Origin of the sequence: Kitasatospora sp. RG8 (assembly GCF_017813315.1) — a bacterium.
In the GTDB taxonomy this organism is placed as follows: Bacteria; Actinomycetota; Actinomycetes; order Streptomycetales; family Streptomycetaceae; genus Kitasatospora.
Genome location: NZ_JAGIYX010000005.1, coordinates 333,241 through 352,975 on the forward strand (window position 1 = coordinate 333,241; position 19,735 = coordinate 352,975).

The window sequence follows — 19,735 nt, forward strand, 5'->3', positions numbered from 1 at the left end:
TTTCGTTCCTTCCCCGGCAGCCGGGCTACGAGGCCTGGCTGACCGAACTCATGTTGAAGTCCGCGATCCGCACCGGCGGCATCGCCGCCCGGGTGAACCAGTCGCTCCACTCGCGCGGCAGGCAGCGTTCGGTGCGGCCCACCTCGGTGATCCGGCCGAGCAGCTCGACCGGCGACTCGTTGAACCGGAAGTTGTTCACCGCGCCGACGACCTCGCCGTTCTCCACCAGGTAGACGCCGTCCCGGGTGAGGCCGGTGAGCAGCAGCGTCGCCGGGTCCACCTCGCGGATGTACCAGAGGCAGGTGAGCAGCAGGCCGCGCTCGGTGCGGGCGATCATCTCGTCCAGGGTCGGTGCGGCCTCCTGGTCGGCCGTCTCCAGGACGAGGTTGTCGATCGCCGGCTTCAGCGGCAGGCCGGTGAGGCCGGCCGAGTGCCGGGTGGTGATCAGCTCGGCCAGCTCGCCGTCCCGGACCCAGTCGGTGGCGGTCAGCGGCACGCCGTTGTCGAAGACCGAGGAGTCCCCGCCGGTGGAGTGCGCCAGCACGAACGGCGCCGACTCCAGGCCCGGCTCCGCCGGGTCGGAGCGCAGCGTCAGCGGCAGCTTGGCCAGCTTGTCGCCGATCCGCGTGCCGCCGCCGGGCTTGGAGAACACCGTCCGCCCCTCGAAGGCGTCCCGGCCGCCGGAGGACCAGCTCAGGTAGACCATGAGGTCGGCCACCGCCGAGGGCGGCAGCAGCGTCTCGTACCGGCCGGCCGGCAGGTCGACCTTGCGCGCGCCCCAGGCCAGCCGCCTGGTCAGCTGGGCGTGCAGGTCGGTGACGTCCACGTCGGTGAAGTCCCGGGTGGCGGCGCCGGCCCAGGCCGAGCCCGAGAGGTCGGCGGTCTTGGCGTTCAGCTCGACCGTGCCGGTCGGCTGGTCGTGGCGCAGCCGCAGGCCGGTGGAGGTGCCCAGGTAGCTGGAGACGAGCTCGTGCCGGGCGAAGCCGTACAGCAGCTCGCCCTGCGCGCCGGCCCGGGCGAAGGCCTCGCCGAGGGCGGGCGCGAAGTCGGCGAAGACGTCGATCGAGGTCTCGGCCGGCGGCCGGGTGAAGTCCGGCGAGGACGGCCGGTCGGCCACCAGCGGCTGGGCGTCCTCGGCCGGCCCGGCCGCCCGGGCGGCCTCCTCGGCGGCCCGGACCAGGCTCTCCACCTCGTCCGCAACGACGGCCTCGCGGGCGACCACCCCGGAGGCGGTGCCCTCGGCGCCGGCCACCGTGGCGATCACGGTGAGCCGGCGGCCCCGGGTGACGCCGTTGGTGGTGAGCGCGTTGCCGGCCCAGCGGAGGTTGGCGGTCGACTCCTCGTCGGCGATCACCACGCAGCCGTCGGCGCGGGAGAGGCCGAGCGCCAGCTCGACGAGTTCGTGGGGCTGCATCGCGGCCATCAGTGACCCGCCTCCTGCTGGGTGTTGAGCACGTTGACGTTGCGGAACAGCGCCGAGGGGCAGCCGTGGCTGACCGCCGCGACCTGGCCGGGCTGCGCCTTGCCGCAGTTGAAGGCTCCGTCGAGGACGTAGGTCTGCGGGCCGCCGACGGCCGCCATCGAACCCCAGAAGTCGGTGGTGGTGGCCTGGTAGGCGAAGTCCTTGACCTGGCCCGCGAGTTCGCCGTTCCTGATGGCGTAGGCGCGCTGGCCGGTGAACTGGAAGTTGTAGCGCTGCATGTCGATCGACCAGGAGCGGTCGCCGACGATGTACAGGCCGTTCTCCACGCCCGCGAACAGGCCCTCGGTGTCGGGGCCGCCGGCGGCCGGCTGCAGCGAGACGTTGGCCATCCGCTGCACCGGGACGTGTGCGGGGGAGTCGGCGAAGGCGCAGCCGTTGGAACGGTCGAAGCCCTTCAGCTTCGCCATCCCGCGGTCCAGCTGGTAGCCGACCAGGACGCCGTCCTTGACGAGGTCCCAGGACTGGGTGGCGACGCCCTCGTCGTCGTAGCCGATGGTGGAGAGACCGTGCTCGGCGGTGCGGTCGCCGGTGACGTGCATCAGCTCGGAGCCGTACTTCAGCGAACCCAGCCGGTCGAAGGTGGCGAAGGAGGTGCCGGCGTAGGCGGCCTCGTAGCCGAGCGCCCGGTCCAGCTCGGTGGCGTGGCCGATCGACTCGTGGATGGTCAGCCAGAGGTTGGACGGGTCGATCACCAGGTCGTAGCGGCCGGCCTCGACGCTCGGGGCCTTCATCTTCTCGGCCAGCAGGACGGGCAGCTCGGCCAGCTCGGCGTCCCAGTCCCAGCCGGTGCCCCGGAGGTACTCGAAGCCGCGCCCGACCGGCGGGGCCAGGGTGCGCATCGAGTCGAACGCCCCGGTGCGCTCGTCCACCGAGGTGGCCTCCAGCGTCGGGTGCAGCCGGATGCGCTGCTGGGTGGTCACGGTGCCGGCGGTGTCGGCGTAGAACTTGTTCTCCTGCACCGTCAGCAGCGTGGCCTGGACGTGCGAGACGCCCTCGGCGGCCAGCAGCCGCGAGCTCCAGTCGGCGAGCAGCGCCGTCTTCTCCGCGTCCGGCACCTCGAAGGGGTTCACCTCGTACGCGGAGACCCAGGTGGCGTCCGGGTAGACCGGCTCGTCCGCCAGGTCGACCCGCTCCTTCGACCCGGCCGCCCGGCTGATCCCGCCGGAGAGCCGGGCCACCGCGACGGCCTGCTCGGCGACCTTCGCCGCCGCGGCCGTGGTGAGGTCCACCCCGGCGGCGAAGCCCCAGGCGCCGTCCAGCAGCACCCGGACGGCGAAGCCGAGCTGCACGCTGTCGGAGGTGCCGGCCGGCCGGGCGTCGCGCAGCCGCCAGGAGGCGCTGCGGACCCGCTCCAGCCGGAAGTCGGCGTGTTCGGCGCCGAGTTCACGCGCCCGGGTGAGGGCGGCGTCGGCCAGGGCGTGCAGCGGGTAGGCGAGGAACAGCGGGTCGACGGCGCGCCCGTGCGCGGCGCCGGCACTGCTGGTCGGGGGGATCGGAGGCAATCGGGCTCCCTGGTCGGAGGGGCGGCGGTGCGGGCGGCCCCGGACAGGGGTACCCGCACCGCATCATTGCCCGTGGACAGGGTTTCGGCCAGCGCATTTCCCCGGTGACACGCGTCGGTTGACGCCGGGCCCGGGCGACCGGCCCGCCGCCCGGCCGGGCCGCCGCGGTGCGGGCGTCAGACGACGCTCTCCCACCAGCCCTCCAGCTCGGGCGGGTTGTCGACGTCGACGCGCTCGCCGGGGCGCGGGACCACCAGTGGCACGGCCTGCTGCTTGGCCTCCGCCAGCAGGCGCTCGATCGGCTCGGACCACGGGTGCAGGCCCAGGTTGAAGGTGCACCAGTGGACGGGCACCAGCAGGCCGGCGTTCAGCTCGCGGTGGGCGAGGACGGCGTCCTCCGGGGTCATGTGGATGTCCGCCCAGGCCGCGTCGTAGGCGCCGATCTGGACCAGCGCGGCGTCGAACGGGCCGTGCTGCGCGCCGATCTTCGCGTAGCCCTCGAAGTAGCCGGAGTCCCCGGTGTAGAAGACCTTGCGGGTGGGCCCGGCGATCACCCAGGAACCCCAGAGCGTGGTGTTGCGGGTCAGGCCGCGGCCGGAGAAGTGGTGGGCCGAGGTCAGGGTGACCGCCAGCTCGCCGAGGTTGCAGGTCTCGTCCCAGTCCAGCTCGATGATCCGGTGCTCCGGGACGCCCCAGCGGCGCAGGTGCCCGCCGATGCCGAGCGGCACCGCGAACGGCGCCGACTGGCTGCGGACCAGCCGCTTGACCGTCGCCATGTCCAGGTGGTCGTAGTGGTCGTGCGAGATCAGCACCGCGTCGACCTGCGGCAGCTCCTCCAGCTCCACCGGCACCGGGTGCAGCCGCTTGGGGCCGACGTGCGCGGACGGGGAGCAGCGCTCGCTCCAGATCGGGTCGAGCAGCACCCGGGTGCCCTGGATCTCGACCAGCGCCGAGGCGTGCCCGTACCAGGTGATCTCCACGCCCTCGGCGGCCGGGCGCGACCCGCCGGGCGGGCGGACGGTCGGCACCGGGTGCGCGGGTACCCGGCCCTCGCGCTGGAACAGCATCCGGCGCACGGTGTCGCGGTCGAAGTCGGGGGTGGACTTGGCGCGGGCCACCGTGGACGGCGCGTTGTGGAAGACCCCGTCGCGGTACTGCGGCGAGTCGCGCACCCGCTCCTCGCGCCCGCCGTCCGGCCGCCGTCCGAACGCGGCCGGCAGGTCGCGCAGGGCCCAGGCGGCGGCTCCCGCTCCTGCGGCCAGGGCGGCCAGGGCCAGCAGTCGTCCGCGTCGGTTGGTGGTACCGGGCAGTCCCTCGATCATCCGCGCTCTGCCTTCGCTCGTCGGCCCCGTGAATCGCCGGGCCGCCGGGGCCCTTCCAGGGAAGCGGTGCGGTCGGCCCCGGTGGTCCCGCACCACCGGGGGGAACGGGTACGCCGCGGCGCGTGTTCCCGGCGGGCCGGCCGGGCCGCCGGCGCCGTGCGGCACCGGGCCCGGTGGGGCGGGGGGAGCGGCGGCGGCGGGGCCCCGGGGGACCGCGGGGGGCCACAACGGCACCGGCGGTGGAGGTACGGTGCCGGTGTGGCCCGGTGTGGCCCGGTGTGGGATCCGGGGAACCGGCATGGGCACGGATTGTCGGATTGCGACAGTTCCTCCGGGGCGGCGCTGTGGGAGACCGATGCGTCCGAGCCCCGGGACGACCGATAGCGTCACACTGCGTACGCATTCCGACGTGCGCACACTTACGGAGAGAGGTGGATCGTTGAGCCGCTCGGTTCTCGTCACCGGAGGAAACCGGGGCATCGGCCTCGCGATCGCCCTGGCCTTCGCCGAGGCGGGCGACAAGGTCGCCATCACCAGCCGCTCGGGTGAGGTCCCCGCGGAGCTGGCCAAGTACGACGTCCTCGCGGTGCGCTGCGACATCACCGACGCCGCCCAGGTGGACGCGGCGTTCACCGAGGTCGAGGCCAAGCACGGCGGCGTGGAGGTGCTGGTCGCCAACGCCGGCATCACCCACGACACCCTGCTGCTGCGCATGTCCGAGGAGGACTTCACCTCCGTCGTCGACACCAACCTCACTGGCACGTTCCGGGTGGTCAAGCGCGCCTCGAAGCTGATGATGCGCGCCCGCAAGGGCCGGGTCGTGCTGATCTCCTCGGTGGTCGGCCTGTCCGGCTCGCCGGGCCAGGCCAACTACGCCGCCTCCAAGGCCGGCCTGGTGGGCTTCGCGCGCTCGCTGGCGCGCGAGCTGGGCCCGCGCAACATCACCGTCAACGTGGTCGCCCCCGGCTTCGTGGACACCGACATGACCGCAGTGCTCAGTGACGAGCGCCGCGCGGAGATCGTCTCGGGCGTGCCGCTGGGCCGCTACGCGGCGCCCGCCGAGGTCGCCTCCACCGTGCGGTTCCTCGGTTCGGACGAGGCCGCGTACATCACTGGAGCCGTCATTCCCGTCGACGGCGGATTGGGCATGGGTCACTGAACATGAGTGGAATCCTTGAGGGCAAGCGGATCCTGATCACCGGAGTGCTGATGGAGTCCTCCATCGCGTTCCACACCGCGAAGCTCGCCCAGGAGCAGGGCGCCGAGATCATCCTCACCGCCTTCCCGCGCCCGAGCCTGACCGAGCGGATCGCCAAGAAGCTGCCGAAGCCGGTCACCGTGCTGTCGCTGGACGTCTCCAGCGAGGAGGACCTGGCGGGCATCGCCGACAAGGTCCGCGAGCACCTGCCGAGCCTGGACGGCATCGTCCACTCGATCGGCTTCGCCCCGCAGGACGCCCTGGGCGGCAACTTCCTGGACACCCCGTGGGAGTCCGTGGCCACCGCCATGCACGTCTCGGCGTACTCGCTGAAGTCGCTGACCATGGCGCTGCTGCCGCTGATGCAGGACGGCGGCGCGGTGGTCGGCCTGACCTTCGACGCGCAGTTCGCCTGGCCGCAGTACGACTGGATGGGCCCGGCCAAGGCCGCGCTGGAGTCGACCAACCGCTACCTGGCGCGCTACCTGGGCGAGCGGGACATCCGCTGCAACCTGATCTCGGCCGGCCCGATCGGCTCGATGGCCGCCAAGTCCATCCCGGGCTTCGGCGACCTCGCCGCCACCTGGGACGCCCGTTCCCCGCTGAAGTGGGACCTGAGCGACCCGGAGCCGGCCGGCCGCGGTGTCGTCGCCCTGCTGTCGGACTGGTTCCCGAAGACCACCGGTGAGATCGTCCACGTGGACGGCGGCCTGCACGCCATCGGCGCCTGACGGTCCGCACGCACGGACGCCGCTGCCCGGTACCCCCGCGAGGGGTGCCGGGCAGCGTGCTGTACGGGTCACGCCGAGCGTGCCGGGCGGGTCACCCCGGGGTGAGGGGCCCGCAGCCGAGGCCGGTGCCGGTGGCGTCGGCCCAGGACCGGAACAGCGGGGTGTCGCGGGTCGGGACCGCCGGGTCGAGGTAGGGATCGCGCCCGGCCAGGTGGAGGAACACGTTGCCGTTCCCGCACGGGGCGAGCACGACGCTGTCCGAGCCCTTGCCCCGCCAGCCCGCCGGCAGGGGCTTGTCGAGGGACTCCGGCCCGGCCACGAGCGCCGGGTACCGGGCCGCGGTGCTGCTGGTGAACCGGATCGCGGGCTCGTTCAGGGTCCCGTCGTAGACCCAGCAGGTCCGGATCGGCGCCGCCGGGTCGCTGACCCGTTGGACCAGGCCCTGGGCGCCGGTGCCGGTGCCCGTGCCCGGCAGGCCGCAGAGCTGCCCGTCGACGGCGGGCTGCCAGGACGTGCCGGCCGCCGTCAGGTGGACGTCCGGCACGTCGGCCGTGCCGCAGCCGGAGGACTTCGCGACCGTCGCCCCGAACCCGGCGGCCAGCCGGGCGAGCGCGGCCCGGGTCTCGGGCGAGGGGGTCTCCTTGGCGGGCACGTCCTGCCAGTCGGTGAGCTTCCCGCGGTGGTGCACGTCCACGGTGAGCACGTCGGCGTCCCGGGCGGCCAGGCGGTCACGGTCGCGGACGGGCAGCCGGCAGCCGGGCGGCAGCATCAGCCAGCCGGTGCCGTTGGAGAACGCGCCGACCGGTCCCCGGTCGGGCTGGGACATCCCCGGGTCGACCGTGACGTCGCGGTCGAGGGCGTCGACCCGGTGGGTCCGCAGCGTGAGCTCGGCGGCCGTCCCGCCGTCCTCCCCGACGTCGATGATGCAGGCGGCCTGTGGGTCGGCCCGGTCCTTCGAGAAGCTGCTGTCGACGACCTTCACCCTCCCGCCGCCCAGCACCTTCTGCACGTCCCCGGTCGCGACGGCGCCCCCGCAGAGCCGGTCCGGGGTGAAGAGGTCGGTGTAGCGCCAGGCCGCGTAGCCGCCGGCCCCCAGGGCGAGGACGAGGACCGGGACGACGATCAGCAGCACACGCCGGGCGCGGCGGGAGGGGCTCACTTCTGACCGTTCCGTCCGAGGGCGATCGCCGCGTTGTTGTACCCGGTGTCGTGGCCGGTGTCCATGGACGCCGAGATCTGGTCGACGATCTGCGCGTTCTCGCCGTACCCGTGGTCGGTGCCCCACTCCAGGACCATCTGCTTGCTCTGGGTCAGGCTGGCCTGGTGCCCGTTGGAGGTGTCCAGGTTGCCCTTGTGCTGCGCCTCCTCCTTGACGTGGTCCACCCAGGAGTTGATCCCCTGGTCGGCCAGCCCGCCGACGACGTCGCCGGCCTCGGGGATGAAGCCGGTCGCGGTGCCGCTGATCGAGGAGACCAGCTCGCCGGTCTTCTCGGCCCACTCCATCCGGTCGTCCTTCTCGTCCAGGAAGACGGACGAGCGGACGGCGTCGTACGCCCCGAGCGCGGTGCCGACCCGCTGGCCGGGCAGCGTCCGGTCGCCGTCGTTGACCCGGGGGTCGGCCGGCAGGCCGGAGACGATCTCCGCGGACTTGGCGCGCTCGGCGTTGTAGAGGGTGGCGTACGCCTCGGGCTCCTCGGAGACGCCGCGGATGACCCGGACCAGGTGGTCGCTGGTGCCGCCGAGGTGGCCGGCGCCGCTCTCCTCCCAGGCCCCGTCGTGGGCGGCGTTGCTGACGTGCTCGCTCAGGATCCGGTGCGTGTCGTCCACGTAGTCCGAGAGGGCGTTGGCCAGCGGCCGGCGCAGGTCCTCGTGGACCTCGGCCCCCTTGCCGTCCGCGTCCAGCGCGTCGATCGCGCCCTGCATCACGCGGGCCTGCGCGGGGGTGTGCGGACCACCGTGGTGGGTGCCCTCGCCGGGGACGTCGCCGGTGGCGGCCGCCTCCAACGCGGCGGCGAGCCCGGCCTGGTGGGTGGTCTTGTCCATGATCGGCGGGCCGTACAGGGTGTTGACGTACGAGGTCGGCCACTCGCGGTCGCGCAGCAGGTACTTCAGCCGGTCGTCGGCGCCGGGCGACTTCGGGTCCAGGAACATCGTCGCGGCCTCGGGGTTCTGGCCCATCAGCTTCAGCACGCCGTCGACGGGGTCGTGCACGAGGTCCGGGCGCGGGCCGTTGAACTGGTGCGAGGACCAGCGGTTCTTGTCGCCCCGCTCGGCGTTGACGATGTCGGTGCCGAGGTCGTTCAGGAACTCCTTGCCGTACCCGGCGTTCCCGTGCTGGAGCAGGGTGGCGAGGGTCTGGTAGCCGTAGATCGGCTCCGCGCCGCCGCCGAAGTGGCGCTTGTTGATGTTCTTGACGCCGGCCTCCTGAAGGCCCTTGCGGAACTCCTGGTAGAACGGGCTCTTCGGGTCACGGGTGGCACCGGCGACGGTGTTGGCGAGGTTGGTCTGCAACTCGCCGTACTCGCCCTTGAGTTTGCCGTCCCGGTCGTTGATCCGCAGCTCCAGCTCGTCGGCGAGCAGCAGGGTGCCCTCCGGGCCGAGCGCGGTCAGGAGGGTCCGGCCGTACTCGGGACTGCCCGAGTTGGCCTTCATCAGGTTGTTGAGCTCGGCGAGCTCCTCCGGGCTGAGCTTGCCGCCGTCCTTGAGCCGCTGGGCGAGTTCGGCGGCGCGCGTGCCGTCGGCGACGTCACCGCCGCCCACCGCCTGGCCGTTGAACTGGTTGACGAGGTCACCGACCTTCGCCGCGCGGCGCAGCTTGAGGGCGGCTCGCTGGTCGGCGGCGGTGGCCTCCTCCAGGTACACCTTGATCTTCTGCGCCCACCTGCCGGCGGCCTCGTTGCGCTCGCGCTGGTAGTCCGGCTCGTGGCGGTAGGCGGCCTTGGTCGCGGGGTCGAGCGCACCGACGTCGAACACGACGGCGCCGGTGCCGGTCACCTTCATGCCGTCGTTCCGGGCGTCCTCGACGGTCTGCTTCAGCTTGTTCTGCGCCGACTCGAAGTCGCCGTGCGCGTCGGTGATGATCGAGGCGACGGCCTTCGCCTCGGTCTGCGCGTCGATGGTCTGCTGCTTGGTGAACAGGACGTGCTGGTTGGCGGCGGACGCGGTGGAGCCCAGCCAGAGGCCGCCGTTTCCGGTGACCGAGAGCACCTCGTTCTCCAGCCGGTGCTGGACGGCCTCGTACTTCCGGGCCATCTCGGTCCAGTCGGCGGCGGCCTTGGCCATGCCCGACAGGTCGGCCTTCATGACGTCTTCGAACCCGAGCATGCTCACGCCCCTCCGGTGAACGACGACGCGATGCCGTGCTCGACGCTGACGTAGTTGGTGTGGGTCTGCCGCATCATCCCGGCCTCCTGGTTGAGGCGTCCGTTGAGCTGCGCGACCTGCTCGTGCCACTCCTGCAGCGCCCCGCGCAGTGCCCCCGCGGTGTCCCAGCCGCTCAACTGCGTCGCCGCGGCCGCCGTGCCCTCGTCGGCCGTCTTGCCCGCGGCGGTGCTGTCGTTGGCGATGCCGTCCAGCGAGGTGGCGGCCTTGTCGAGCGCACCCGTCGACACCTGCGTCGGAACCCCGCCCGGCTTCGCGTCCGGATCAGCCATCGAATCTCCCCGCTTTGCCCGTCCTTGGCCGGCCCTTGACCGCCCGCAAATTTTTCCACGGGACGTTAGCACGCCAAAACCCGGCCGCGGGAAGACGTTCCGTACACGTGGAACCGCCGCCCTCACCCGCACGTCACCGCCGGCCGGCACGCCCTGTGCTCGGATCGCCGCGGGGAGTGACGAGTGGATCGCGCGGACGTCGAGGCGGGATTGCGGTGGTGAGGTCCTGATCGGCCGGGGGCGGTGGGCGCCCGCCGTGCCCGCCGGGGTGACGGGCGTCGGTGCCGCCGTGCGGGTCGTCGGCCGGTGGGTCCGGGGCCCGGGGGCGGGCCCCGGGCTCCGGGGTCAGGAGTCGGTGGGGGCGCAGGCGCCGATGGCCCGGCCGGCTTCGAAGGAGGCGCGCTGGGAGTCGCCGGCGCGGATGGCGTCGAGGATCTCGTCGTGGCCGAGGTAGCGCTCGGCGATCAGCTCCGGGCCGACGTCGTGGCGCAGGTGGGCGCGGGTGACCTCGCCGAGGTCGGCGTAGAGGGCGGCGAGGACGTCGTTGTGGGCGGCGGCGACGACGGCCTGGTGGAAGGCGGCGTCGGCCTGGACGAAGTCCTCGGCGTCGCCGGACTGCCAGGCCTCCTCACGGCGGGCGAGGGCCGCGTCGAGCAGGGCGAGGTCGCGGTCGGTGCGGCGGGTGGCGGCCAGGCCGGCGGCGGAGGTCTCCAGGGTGATCCGCAGCTCGGCGACCTGGGCCTGGTCGGCGTCGGCGAAGCGGCGGTGCATCACCCCGGCCAGCTCGCTGGTGGCGAGGACGTAGGTGCCCGAGCCCTGGCGGATGTCCAGCAGGCCGTTGTGGGCGAGGGCGCGGACGGCCTCGCGGACGGTGTTGCGGGCGACACCGAGCTGCTCGACCAGGGCGGCCTCGGTGGGGATGCGCGAGCCGACGGGCCACTCGCCCGAGGTGATCTGGGCGCGCAGCTGCGCGATCACCTGGTCGGACAGCGGGGTGCGCCTCGGAGAGGACAGCGCCACGGGGACTCCTTGCGGCTTCGGTCGGCGACGGTGGGGGCGGCGGCCGGTGGGTGGGTTGGCGTTCGGCGGGCGGTGCTACGGGGGTCGGGCGGTGCTACGGGGGCGGGCCGTGTTTCCGGGGGTCGGGACATCATGCCAATTCCAAGGTGCGCTAATTCATCCCATCATTCTATGATGGCCCGCATGCCTCCCGCAGCAGACACCACCACCGCCCCGCGCTCCGGGGTCCGGCCGCAGACCGAGCAGCCGCGTTCACCCCGGAGCAGGTACCTCGGCTGGCTCTTCGCCGTCGCGATCGCCGCCGCCGCGTTCAACCTCCGCCCCGTCGTCACCAGCCTCGGGCCGCTGCTCGACCAGGTCCGCGCCGACCTCGGGATGAACCCGACGGTCGCCGGCCTGCTCACCGCCGTCCCCTCGCTCTGCTTCGCGCTCTTCGGCTTCGCCGCGCCCGGCATGGCCCGGCGGCTCGGCCCGGTCGCCGTGATCACCGCCGGCATGGGCGCGATCACCGCGGGCGTGCTGGCCCGCTCGTTCGCCGGCGGGACGGCGGTCTTCCTGCTGCTCACCGCGCTGGCGCTGGCGGGCGTGGCGGTCTCCAACGTGCTCATCCCGGTGGTGATCAAGCGTTACTTCCCGGAGAAGGTCGGTCCGATGATCGGCCTGTACTCCATGTCGCTGTCGGCGGGCACCTCGCTCGCCGCGGCCGTCACCGTGCCGCTGACCGGCGCGCTCGGCGGCGACTGGCGGGTCGGCCTGGGGGTCTGGGCCGGGCTCGCCGGGGTCGCGCTGCTGCTCTGGCTGGCGGTCCTGGTGTTCAAGCGCGAGCGCGGCGAGCGGGCCGGCGGCGGCGCCGCCACCGACCGGCTGCCGATCACCCGCAGCCGGACGGCCTGGGCGATGGCCTGCTTCTTCGGCCTCCAGGCCACCGGCGCGTACGTGGTGATGGGCTGGCTGCCGAAGATCTTCCAGGACGCCGGCGTCTCCGAGGGCACCTCCGGGGTGCTGCTGGCGCTGACCATGGTGATCGGCGTCCCGGTCTCCTTCGTGCTGCCCAACCTCGCCGCCCGCCGCGGCGACCAGCGGCTCTTCGTGGTGGTGCTCGCCTCCTGCGGCATCGCCGGGTACGCCGGCCTGGCCCTCGCCCCGGCCGCCGCGCCGTGGGTCTGGGCGACCCTGGTGGGTCTCTCCAACTGCGCGTTCCCGCTGGTGCTCACCATGATCGGCCTGCGCGCTCGGACCGCCGGCGGCGTGGCCCAGCTCTCCGCCTTCGCCCAGGGCGTCGGCTACCTGATCTCCATCCCCGGCCCGATCCTGATCGGCCGGCTGTACCAGGCCACCGGGGACTGGTACCTGCCGCTGGGCTTCCTCGCGCTGCTGCTGGTGCCTCAGATGCTGTTCGGCCTGCGGGCGGCGCTGGCCCGGCACATCGAGGACGAGGCGGTGCGCCCCGCGGCCCCCGCCAAGGCCTGACGGGCGCGGGCGACGGACGACGGGCGGGTCCGAGGGGTGGCCCGTCCCGAGGGGCGACCCGCTCCGAGGGGCCGGTTCCCGGCGGGCACGGCCGGAGTGGGAGAATCCGGTCATGCCCGTACTCGAACCGAACCCCACCGACGGCCACAAGAAGCTCGGCCAGCTCGCCGCGGCGATCGCCGGCATCGTCGTCCTGCTGATCATCGTCGCCACCGTCGCCAAGAACCTCGGCTGACGTCCGCCCCGGAACCCGGCCGGCCGGCCGGCGGCGATCTTCCCGCGGCCGTCCGGCGGCCCCGGGCCGACCGCCCACGACCTGCGCCCGACCGTCCGGCGACCTGCCGTTGGCCGGCACGGGAAGCCCCGGCGAACGCCGCATGATGGCACCCTCCACTCCTGAGGGTGGCGGCAACCGGGAGCATCGCGCCCCCCGGCGGCTTTTCTGCCAAGCTTGCTGGGTATGAGCGCCGACACGCCCCGCAGGATCATCGTTCTCCGCCATGCCAAGGCCGACTGGCCCAACGGCGTCGACGACCACGAGCGGCCGCTGGCCGACCGGGGCCGCCATCAGGCCCCGGACGCCGGTCGCTGGCTCGCCGACTCCGGCATCAACCCCGACTACGTGCTCTGCTCCACCGCCCTGCGCACCCGGGAGACGTGGAAGCTCGCCGCGCACGAGCTGCCGAAGCGCTCCCGGAAGACGGTGTACGAGGACCGGGTCTACGAGGCCAGCCCCGGCGAGATCATCACCGTCCTCCAGGAGACCCCGGAGGAGTACGCCGATCTGGTGCTGGTCGGCCACAACCCCGGCGTGCTCGGGCTGACCCAGGTGCTGGCCGGGGACGAGGGCGACCGGGACGCGCTGGAGCGGCTGCGGCTCGGCGGCTTCCCGACCGCCGCGATCGCCGTCCTCAGCTTCAGCGGTTCGTGGAAGGGCGTCGAGCCGGGCGTGGCCGCACTGGTCTCGTACCACACCCCGCAGGACTGACCGGATGCACGTGAGGGGCGCGGGGATGATGCCCCGCGCCCCTCACGCCCCTGCGGGAGCTACTCCGTCGGAGTGCCGTGCAGCACGTCGGCCGCCTCGACCTCTTCGCGGGTGATGCCCAGCAGGTAGAGGACGGTGTCGAGGAAGGGCACGTTCACCGCGGTGTCGGCGGCCTCGCGCACCACCGGCTTGGCGTTGAAGGCCACGCCCAGCCCGGCCGCGTTCAGCATGTCGAGGTCGTTGGCGCCGTCACCGATCGCCACCGTCTGCTCCAGCGGCACCTTGGCCTGCTCGGCGAAGCGGGCGAGCCAGCGGGCCTTGCCGGCCCGGTCCACGATCTCGCCGACGACCCGGCCGGTGAACTTCCCGTCCACCACCTCCAGGGTGTTGGCGGCCGCGTAGTCCAGCCCCAGCTGCTCCACCAGGTGGTCGGTGACCTGGGTGAACCCGCCGGAGACCACCGCGACCTGGAAGCCCAGCCGCTGGAGCGTCCGGATCAGGGTGCGCGCCCCCGGTGTGAACCGGACCTCCGCGCGCACCTTCTCGGTCACGGCGGCGTCCAGGCCGGCCAGCAGCGCCACCCGGGCCCGCAGCGACTCGGCGAAGTCCAGCTCGCCGCGCATCGCCGCGGCCGTCACCTCGGCGACCTTCTCCTCGCAGCCCGCGTGGGCGGCGAACAGCTCGATCACCTCGTCCTGGATCAGGGTCGAGTCGACGTCCATCACGATCAGCCGCTTCGCCCGGCGCTCCAGCCCGGCCGCGACGACGGCGATGTCCACCCGCTGGGTGGCCGCCTCCTGGGCCAGCTCGGCGCGCAGCTCGTCGGTGGCGACACCCGAGACGGCGAGCTCGACCGCGGTCACCGGGTACTTGGCCAGCCGGAAGACGCGGTCGATGTTGCCGCCCGAGGCGGTGATGCGGGAGGTGAGCGCGGAGACGGCGGAGGCGGTCAGCGGGTGGCCGAGCACGGTGACGTGCGAGCGGCCCTCGCGGCGCGGCCGGTTGTCGCCGATGCCGGAGATGATCTCGGCCTGGAGCTTCTGCTCCTCAGCCCAGCGGTGCACGGTGGAGCGCAGCTCGCCCTCGGCACCGGGGGCGCCGCCGGCCGGCGGGGTCACCAGGGCGCACAGCGTTATCCGGCCACGGGTGACGACCTGCTCGATGTCGATCACGTCGACACCGAACCCGGCCAGGGTGGCGAAGAGGCCGGCGGTGATGCCGGGGCGGTCCTTGCCGAACACCTTGACGAGCAGGGTGCGCTCGTCCTCGGTCCGGGGCTGCGGGGCGGGGAACGGCTCGGCGGCCAAGGGCGATGCGTTCATGATGCCTCCCACGCTACCGGGCGTCCGGCGAGGTCACGGCACCCGTCCGCGTCGTGGACGGGCCGGTGGAGGAGGCGCGGAGCGGGCGCGCGCCACCCCGGTGACCGGGCGGTTGCGCAGAGGTGACGGCCGGGGGTGGTGGCGGGGCCGTCCGCGAATCGTTGCCGCCTGGTCACAGTCACCGGGGGTGACTTTCGTCAACGGGCGACGGGCTGGAATGATTCGCCCGTCAGATTCAGGATCATTGCACCCCCGGTCGGGGGCCACAATCGGGGGACCGAGAGAGCGGGGCAGGCGAGCAGTGCCGCAACTCGTCATTGAGATCAACGGGCAGCAGCGGACTCTGGAGCCGGGGCGGTCCTACACCATCGGGCGCAACCCGCAGTCGGACTTCCCGTTCGACGACGCCAGGGTCTCCTGGCACCACGCCACCATCTCCTTCAACGGGGCGGGTTGGCAGCTCGACGACCACGGGAGCACCAACGGTACGTACACCGGTGGCGCCCGCACCATGCAGGCCCAGCTCTTCCCCGGTGCCGTGGTCAACCTCGGCAACGCCGAGAACGGGCCGCGGCTCGGCTTCTCCGCGCCCGCCCAGGCCGCCGCGCAGGCTCCCGCCTGGCACGAGGCCGCCACCAGCCGTGCCCACGCCCCGGAGCCCCAGGCGCCCGCCCAGCAGCAGCCGTGGGCCCAGCAGCCCCCGGTCCAGCAGCAGTCCCAGCAGCCCCAGCAGCAGTGGGGCGGACAGCCGCAGGCGCAGCCGCAGCCCTTCCCGCAGCAGCAGGGCTTCCCGCAGCCGGGCCCGCAGGGCGGCTTCCCCCAGCAGCAGGCCCAGCAGCAGGCCCCGAGGCACGACGCCGGCGGCCCGCAGCCGACGATGATCCGCAGCCTGAGCGCCGGGATGAACACCGTCCGGATCGGCCGCGCGCTCGACAACGACATCGTGGTCTCCGACCTCCAGGTCTCCCGTCACCACGCCGAGCTGCGCCAGCTGCCCGACGGCCGGTACGAGATCGTCGACCTCGGCAGCCACAACGGCATCTTCCTCAACGGCATGCGCGTCCAGCGTCAGCTGATGGGCCCGCAGGACCGCCTGACCGTCGGCCACTCCAGCTTCGTCCTGGTCGGCGACCAGCTGCAGGAGTTCGTCGACAACGGCGCCGTCTCCTTCTCCGCCCGCCACCTGACCGTCGAGGTCGACTTCAAGAGCGGCAAGAAGGTCCTGCTCAACGACGTCTCCTTCGGCGTCCCGGAGAAGTCCCTGGTCGCGGTCATCGGCCCGTCCGGCTCCGGAAAGTCGACCCTGCTGCGTGCCCTCACCGGCTACCGCCCGGCCGACCGCGGCGACGTCCTGTACGACGGCCGCAACCTCTACAAGCAGTTCGCCGAACTGCGCTCGCGCATCGGCCTGGTGCCGCAGTCGGAGATCCTGCACAAGGAGCTGACGGTCCGCACCGGCCTCAAGTACGCGGCCCGGCTGCGCTTCCCCGGCGACACCGAGGCCCGCGAGCGCGAGGCGCGGATCGACGAGGTGCTGTACGAGCTGCGCCTCGACAAGCGTGCCGACAACAAGATCACCGCGCTCTCCGGCGGCCAGCAGAAGCGTGTCTCGGTCGCCCTGGAGCTGCTCACCAAGCCGTCGCTGATCTTCCTGGACGAGCCCACCTCGGGCCTCGACCCGGGCATGGACCGCGAGGTCATGCAGATGCTGCGCGGCCTCGCCGACGACGGCCGCACCATCCTCGTGGTGACCCACTCGGTGGCCGAACTCGCGCTCTGCGACCGGCTGCTGGTGATGGCGCCGGGCGGCTCGGTGGCCTACTTCGGCCCGCCGGACGAGGCGCTGCACTTCTTCGGGTACGAGACCTGGGCCGACGTCTTCCAGGCCTTCGAGAACTACCCGGACCACGACTGGGCCGGCCGCTACCGCGGTTCGGTGCACTACCAGCAGTACTCCGCCCCCACCGTGGAGGCGGGCGAGGTGCAGCACGTGCAGGTGGCCCAGGAGGCCGTCCGGCCGCCGAAGCCGCAGAGCTGGGGCTCCCAGCTGTGGACGCTGATGCGGCGCTACATGTCCGTGCTCGCCTCCGACCGCGGCTTCCTCGCGCTGTCGGTGCTGCTGCCCGCGGTCATCGGTGCGGTCAGCGTGCTGATCCCCAACGCGGCGGGCCTGGCGCCGAACCCGAAGAGCCAGCTCGGGATCAACAGCGGGGCCGCGACGATCATGCTGATCATGGCGATCGGCGCCTGCTTCTCCGGCGCGGCCAACTCGGTCCGCGAGTTGATCAAGGAGCGGGCGATCTACGAGCGAGAACGGGCCACCGGCCTGTCCCGCTCGGCGTACATGATGTCCAAGATCATCGTGCTGGGCGTCTTCAGCGTGATCCAGGGCGCGATCATCTCCGCCGTTGGCTTCCTGCCGCGCAAGCTCCCCGAGCACGGCCTGATCGTCAAGAACATGCCGCTCATCGAGATGACCATCGGCATGATCCTGCTGAGCTTCGCCGCGATGATGTTCGGCCTGATGATCTCCGCGCTGGTGAAGACCGCCGAGAAGACCATGCCGCTGCTGGTCATGTTCGCCATCGTCCAGGTCGTCTTCACCGGCTGCCTCTTCCAGATCTTCGGCAAGCCCGGTCTGGAGCAGGCCGCCTGGCTGATGCCGGCCCGCTGGGGCACCGGCATGGTCGCCACCACGCTGGACCTCTCGCACCTGCTCGGTCCGTGGAACAAGGACTTCAAGAACCCCGAGTACGACCCGCTGTGGGACCACAGCGTCGGCCAGCTGCTGATCGACGCCGGCGCACTGGTGGCGATCTCGGTCGTCCTCGGCATCGTCATCACGCGGCTCCAGCGCCGCCACGAGCCCGAGGTCATGCAGAAGGGCTGACGCCCTCCACCGCTCGACAGGGGCGGCCCATCCCGGGGACGGGGAGGGCCGCCCCTCGGCGTACCCGGCCTCCTCGGAGGGCCCGGCGCCCTCGGCGTACCCGGCCCCCTCGGCGTACCCGGCCCCCTCGGCGTACCCGGCCCCCTCGGAGGGCCCGGCGCCCTAGGTCTGCGGACCTGCTCCCCGCGCGCCCCCGGACCGACGCGGCGGCCCGTCCGGCGGCGGTAGTTTGGCGGTATGCCCACCCCGCCCACCGACCGCCGCCCCCGGGCCGGCCTGCTGCCCGTCGACCGGATCCCGGTCGGCCCGCCGCCCGACGGCCCGCTGCCCGCCTGCGAGCCCTGCCTCGCCGGCATCGAGGCCGTCAGCCGGGCCCTGCTCGCGATGAGCCGCCACCTGGAGGTGCGCGAGGTCCTGCGCCGGATCACCGCCTCCGCCCGCGGCCTGCTCGACGCCGAGTACGCCGCCCTCGGCGTGCCCGACGACCACGGGGGCTTCGCCCAGTTCGTCGTGGACGGCGTCACCGACGAGCAGTGGAAGGCCATCGGCCCGCTTCCCCGCCAGCACGGCGTCCTCGCCAAGATGCTCCACGAGACCGGTCCCACCCGGCTCGCCGACGTCCGCAGGGCGCCCGCGTTCGAGGGCTGGCCGGCCGCCCACCCGGAGCTCGGCGCCTTCCTCGGCATGCCCGTCCTCGACACCGACGCGACCGAGGACGAACCGCTCGTCATGGGCGTCATCTTCCTCGCCAACAAGCGTGGCGGCGGCGGCTTCACCGACCACGACGAGGAGCTGCTGCGGATCCTCGCCGCCCACGCCGCCCTCGCCCTCTCCAACGCCCGCCTCTACGAGCGCAGCCGGGAGCTCACCCTGGCCGGCGAGCGCGCCCGGATCGCCCACGACCTGCACGACGCCGTCTCGCAGAAGCTCTTCTCGCTGCGCCTCACCGCCAAGGCCGCCGCCACCCTGGTCGAGCGCGACCCGGCGCGCGCCCGCGCCGAACTCGCCGAGGTCGCCCGGCTCGCCGCCGAGGCCGCCGACGAACTGCGCGCCGTCGTCGTCGAACTGCGGCCCGCCGCCCTGGAGGAGGACGGCCTCAGCGCCACCCTCGCCTCCCAGGTGCAGGTCCTCGACCGCGCCCACAGCGCCGACGTCGCCTTCGCCGCCGACGGAGTGCGCGCCCTGCCGCCCGCCCAGGAGGCGGCGCTGCTGCGGGTCGCCCAGGAGGCCCTGCACAACGCGCTGCGCCACTCCGGCGCCCGGCGGGTGACCGTCACGCTGACCGGCACGCCGGGACGCGGCGCCGTCCTGCGGGTCCGGGACGACGGGCGCGGCTTCGACCCCGACTCCGTCCGCCGGGCCGGCCGCCACCTCGGCCTGGCCTCGATGCGCGACCGCGCCTCCGCGGTCGGCGGCTCGCTCACCCTGGACTCGGCCCCCGGCGCGGGGACGGTCGTCGAGATGGAGGTCCCCGGTGCCTGACACCACGCCAGCGATCCGCGTCCTGCTGGTCGACGACCACCAGGTCGTCCGTCGCGGCCTGCGCACCTTCCTGGAGGTGCAGGACGACATCGAGGTGGTCGGCGAGGCCGCCGACGGCGCCGAGGGCGTCGACCGGGCCCGCGAACTCGACCCGGACGTCGTCCTGATGGACCTCAAGATGCCCGGGATGGACGGCATCGAGGCGCTGCGCACGCTCAAGGGCGAGGGCAGCCGGGCCCGGATCCTGATCGTCACCAGCTTCACCGAGCACCGCACCATGGTCCCCGCGCTGCGGGCCGGCGCCGCCGGGTACGTGTACAAGGACGTCGACCCGGAGGCGCTGGCCGGCGCGATCCGCTCGGTGCACGCCGGGCACGTGCTGCTCCAGCCCGAGCTGGCCGAGGCGTTGCTCTCCGACGACGGCCCGCGCCCGCCGCAGGGACGCGGCGGCACCCTGACCGAGCGTGAGCGCGAAGTGCTCGGCCACATCGCCGACGGCCGCTCCAACCGGGAGATCGCCCGCAGCCTGCACCTGTCCGAGAAGACGGTGAAGACGCACGTCTCCAACATCCTGATGAAGCTGGACCTCGCCGACCGCACCCAGGCCGCGCTCTGGGCGGTCCGGCACGGGGAGGCCCGGGAGGGACGGTAGCCGCAGGGGCGTCGGCCGCAGC

16 protein-coding genes are annotated in these 19,735 nt (G+C 73.2%); 8 read left to right on the forward strand and 8 right to left on the reverse strand.

Annotation, left to right across the window (positions count from 1 at the left end):
• Nucleotides 1-25 precede the first annotated feature (25 nt).
• From J5Y04_RS11385 to J5Y04_RS11395, 3 genes are all read right to left on the reverse strand, one after another.
• On the reverse strand, nt 26-1,423 hold the full coding sequence (locus J5Y04_RS11385; RefSeq protein ID WP_209411826.1) for a metallopeptidase TldD-related protein: 1,398 nt from the start codon (nt 1,421-1,423) through the stop codon (nt 26-28).
• On the reverse strand, nt 1,423-2,976 hold the full coding sequence (locus J5Y04_RS11390; protein WP_209411882.1) for a TldD/PmbA family protein: 1,554 nt from the start codon (nt 2,974-2,976) through the stop codon (nt 1,423-1,425). Before J5Y04_RS11390 ends, J5Y04_RS11385 begins: the two co-directional genes overlap by 1 nt.
• A 185-nt stretch (nt 2,977-3,161) precedes the next feature.
• Nucleotides 3,162-4,307, reverse strand: a complete 1,146-nt coding sequence (locus tag J5Y04_RS11395; protein WP_209411827.1) for an MBL fold metallo-hydrolase — start codon at nt 4,305-4,307, stop codon at nt 3,162-3,164.
• A 439-nt stretch (nt 4,308-4,746) separates the two neighbouring features.
• Here J5Y04_RS11395 and fabG point away from each other — a divergent pair, with 439 nt between their 5' ends.
• Nucleotides 4,747-5,466 (forward strand): 3-oxoacyl-[acyl-carrier-protein] reductase, encoded by a 720-nt coding sequence (fabG, locus tag J5Y04_RS11400; protein WP_148642396.1) that lies wholly within the window; start codon nt 4,747-4,749, stop codon nt 5,464-5,466.
• 2 nt (nt 5,467-5,468) lie between these two features.
• Entirely contained in the window at nt 5,469-6,236 is a 768-nt protein-coding gene (gene fabI / locus J5Y04_RS11405; protein WP_148642395.1) for an enoyl-ACP reductase FabI, read from the forward strand.
• Between the two features lie 91 nt (nt 6,237-6,327).
• On the opposite strand, the gene J5Y04_RS11410 is transcribed toward fabI, so the two are convergent.
• The 4 genes from J5Y04_RS11410 to J5Y04_RS11425 all read right to left on the reverse strand — a co-directional run bounded on the left by J5Y04_RS11410 (nt 6,328) and on the right by J5Y04_RS11425 (nt 10,909).
• Nucleotides 6,328-7,395, reverse strand: a complete 1,068-nt coding sequence (locus J5Y04_RS11410; protein WP_209411828.1) for a hypothetical protein — start codon at nt 7,393-7,395, stop codon at nt 6,328-6,330.
• A complete protein-coding gene (locus tag J5Y04_RS11415) occupies nt 7,392-9,560 on the reverse strand; it encodes a DUF6571 family protein (RefSeq protein ID WP_209411829.1) in 2,169 nt (722 codons plus the stop codon). The genes J5Y04_RS11410 and J5Y04_RS11415 overlap by 4 nt, the downstream gene beginning before the upstream one ends.
• 2 nt (nt 9,561-9,562) lie before the next feature.
• On the reverse strand, nt 9,563-9,889 hold the full coding sequence (locus tag J5Y04_RS11420; protein ID WP_209411830.1) for a hypothetical protein: 327 nt from the start codon (nt 9,887-9,889) through the stop codon (nt 9,563-9,565).
• A gap of 345 nt (nt 9,890-10,234) precedes the next feature.
• Nucleotides 10,235-10,909 carry a FadR/GntR family transcriptional regulator gene (locus J5Y04_RS11425; RefSeq protein WP_209411831.1) on the reverse strand — a complete coding sequence of 225 codons (675 nt, stop codon included), beginning with the start codon at nt 10,907-10,909 and terminating at the stop codon, nt 10,235-10,237.
• Between the two features lie 183 nt (nt 10,910-11,092).
• Between J5Y04_RS11425 and J5Y04_RS11430 the strand changes: the two genes are divergently transcribed.
• The 3 genes from J5Y04_RS11430 (at nt 11,093) to J5Y04_RS11435 (ending at nt 13,367) form a co-directional block, all read left to right on the forward strand.
• The gene (locus tag J5Y04_RS11430) at nt 11,093-12,379 is read left to right on the forward strand and encodes an MFS transporter (protein ID WP_245204597.1); all 1,287 of its coding nucleotides are present in this window, start codon (nt 11,093-11,095) and stop codon (nt 12,377-12,379) included.
• 112 nt (nt 12,380-12,491) lie between these two features.
• Nucleotides 12,492-12,614, forward strand: coding sequence for an SGM_5486 family transporter-associated protein (locus J5Y04_RS42835; protein ID WP_256463477.1), 123 nt, complete (start codon nt 12,492-12,494; stop codon nt 12,612-12,614).
• Nucleotides 12,615-12,839: 225 nt separating this feature from the next.
• The gene (locus J5Y04_RS11435; protein ID WP_209411833.1) at nt 12,840-13,367 is read left to right on the forward strand and encodes a histidine phosphatase family protein; all 528 of its coding nucleotides are present in this window, start codon (nt 12,840-12,842) and stop codon (nt 13,365-13,367) included.
• A gap of 59 nt (nt 13,368-13,426) precedes the next feature.
• On the opposite strand, the gene serB is transcribed toward J5Y04_RS11435, so the two are convergent.
• Nucleotides 13,427-14,689: a phosphoserine phosphatase SerB gene (gene serB / locus J5Y04_RS11440; RefSeq protein ID WP_209411834.1), complete on the reverse strand. Its 1,263-nt coding sequence runs from the start codon at nt 14,687-14,689 to the stop codon at nt 13,427-13,429.
• Between the two features lie 301 nt (nt 14,690-14,990).
• On the opposite strand from serB, the gene J5Y04_RS11445 reads away from it, so the two are divergent.
• The 3 genes from J5Y04_RS11445 (at nt 14,991) to J5Y04_RS11455 (ending at nt 19,713) form a co-directional block, all read left to right on the forward strand.
• Nucleotides 14,991-17,579 carry an FHA domain-containing protein gene (locus tag J5Y04_RS11445; RefSeq protein ID WP_307853060.1) on the forward strand — a complete coding sequence of 863 codons (2,589 nt, stop codon included), beginning with the start codon at nt 14,991-14,993 and terminating at the stop codon, nt 17,577-17,579.
• A gap of 384 nt (nt 17,580-17,963) precedes the next feature.
• Complete coding sequence (locus J5Y04_RS11450) at nt 17,964-19,061, forward strand: GAF domain-containing sensor histidine kinase (protein ID WP_245204666.1); 1,098 nt, start codon at nt 17,964-17,966, stop codon at nt 19,059-19,061.
• Nucleotides 19,054-19,713, forward strand: a complete 660-nt coding sequence (locus tag J5Y04_RS11455; RefSeq protein WP_209411837.1) for a response regulator transcription factor — start codon at nt 19,054-19,056, stop codon at nt 19,711-19,713. The genes J5Y04_RS11450 and J5Y04_RS11455 overlap by 8 nt, the downstream gene beginning before the upstream one ends.
• Nucleotides 19,714-19,735: the final 22 nt, after the last annotated feature.

Bases quoted from the DNA above. Each gene is read 5' to 3' on its own strand.
- J5Y04_RS11385 (WP_209411826.1), bottom strand. From the start codon at position 1,423: ATGGCCGCGATGCAGCCCCACGAACTCGTCGAGCTGGCGCTCGGCCTC.
- J5Y04_RS11395 (WP_209411827.1), bottom strand. From the start codon at position 4,307: ATGATCGAGGGACTGCCCGGTACCACCAACCGACGCGGACGACTGCTG.
- fabI (WP_148642395.1), top strand. From the start codon at position 5,469: ATGAGTGGAATCCTTGAGGGCAAGCGGATCCTGATCACCGGAGTGCTG.
- J5Y04_RS11415 (WP_209411829.1), bottom strand. From the start codon at position 9,560: ATGCTCGGGTTCGAAGACGTCATGAAGGCCGACCTGTCGGGCATGGCC.
- J5Y04_RS11420 (WP_209411830.1), bottom strand. From the start codon at position 9,889: ATGGCTGATCCGGACGCGAAGCCGGGCGGGGTTCCGACGCAGGTGTCG.
- J5Y04_RS11430 (WP_245204597.1), top strand. From the start codon at position 11,093: ATGCCTCCCGCAGCAGACACCACCACCGCCCCGCGCTCCGGGGTCCGG.
- J5Y04_RS42835 (WP_256463477.1), top strand. From the start codon at position 12,492: ATGCCCGTACTCGAACCGAACCCCACCGACGGCCACAAGAAGCTCGGC.
- J5Y04_RS11435 (WP_209411833.1), top strand. From the start codon at position 12,840: ATGAGCGCCGACACGCCCCGCAGGATCATCGTTCTCCGCCATGCCAAG.
- serB (WP_209411834.1), bottom strand. From the start codon at position 14,689: ATGAACGCATCGCCCTTGGCCGCCGAGCCGTTCCCCGCCCCGCAGCCC.
- J5Y04_RS11450 (WP_245204666.1), top strand. From the start codon at position 17,964: ATGAGCCGCCACCTGGAGGTGCGCGAGGTCCTGCGCCGGATCACCGCC.